The organism is Arthrobacter sp. RIT-PI-e (assembly GCF_001187915.1).
Lineage (GTDB): Bacteria > Actinomycetota > Actinomycetes > Actinomycetales > Micrococcaceae > Arthrobacter_D.
This window is the reverse complement of sequence record NZ_LGIU01000061.1, coordinates 1-1,395: the sequence shown is the minus strand read 5'-3', so window position 1 is coordinate 1,395 and position 1,395 is coordinate 1. Positions and strand designations below refer to the sequence as shown.

The 1,395-nt window shown below is 60.6% G+C and carries 1 pseudogene; it reads right to left on the bottom strand.

The window, feature by feature from the left end:
* Nucleotides 1-9 precede the first annotated feature (9 nt).
* A pseudogene (locus AC792_RS08735) lies at nucleotides 10-1,325 on the bottom strand (IS256 family transposase).
* Nucleotides 1,326-1,395: the final 70 nt, after the last annotated feature.

The following is a 1,395-nucleotide window of genomic DNA, read 5'->3' as shown; positions in this document are numbered from 1 at the left end:
CGTTTTCATTTAGTAGGTTTCCGCAGCCGGCCAGCGGTCAGCGAAGGTGATGGCGAACGCGTTCAGCGCGGGCTTCCAGCGCATCGTCCATGGGGCTCGTCCCGTACCTGTCGGGTCAAGGGATCTGGTGACAAGATACAGGCACTTCAATGCGGCCTGCTCTGTCGGGAAATGCCCGCGAGCCCGGACGGCTCGTCGGTATCGGGCGTTCAACGACTCGATCGCGTTCGTGGAGCAGATCACCTTACGGATCTCGAGGTCGTAGTCCAGGAATGGAATGAACTCCTCCCACGCGTTCTCCCACAACCTCACGATCGCCCCGTATCTGGTGCCCCACAGCTCGGTGAACTCATCAAGCGCGACCCTCGCGGCCGTAGGGTTGGGCGCCGAATAGATCGGTTTGATCGCACGTTTGATGCCGTCCCAATGCTGCTTCGAGGCGAGCTTGAAAGTATTCCGGATCAGGTGAATCACGCACGTCTGCACTGTTGTCAGCGGCCAGACGTTCGACACCACCTCGGGCAGCCCCTTCAACCCGTCGCAGACCAGGAAGAACGTATCCTTCACACCGCGATTACGAATATCGGTCAGGACGCTCATCCAGAACTTCGCCCCCTCTCCACCGGTGCCGGCCCATAGACCCAGGACATCCTTCTCACCTGCCAGGCTGACGCCGATCGCCGCGTAAATGGGGCGGTTCGCTACCTGCCCATCACGGATCTTGACCACGATCGATGAGGGTACCTCCCACGACGTGGGGGACAATGAAGATCGCCGCGTATACCTCGTTCAAGGGCCGCGCGGACCACTCGTTCATTTCCTCAACGACCTTGTCCGTGATGCGGGAGATCGTCTCCTTGGAGACGGATGCACCGTAGATCTGAGCGAAGTGAGCGCTGATCTCACCTGTCGTGAGGCCGTTGGCGTACAACGACAACACGACTTCCTCGACCCCGTTCAGGCGGCGTTGTCGTTTCTTCACGATCTGCGGTTCGAAAGAACCGTCGCGATCCCGAGGGACCTCGATCGTGACCTCCCCGGTCGCTTGGTGTCAGCACGGTCTTCGGTCGCGTCCCGTTACGGACATTGCCCGACGTGCGGTCAGGGTCAGGGCGATGCTTCTCGTGCCCGAGATGCTCGGTGAGCTCCTCATTCAGGGCTGTCTCGAGCACGTTCTTCGTGAACAGCTTCAGCAGTCCGTCAGGACCGGTCAGTGCCAGGCCTTGTTCCTTGGCCAGGCGCACGAGCTCCGCTGCAGCAGCCGCTTCCGCGGACCGATCCTCGTTCGATTCTTTCTTCGGACTCACAACATCCAGTGTCGTCATGACGGCCCCTTTCCCGCCACGCTCACGCGCGACGCGTCAGGCCAGAAACACCGTTAAATCCACAGTCCCG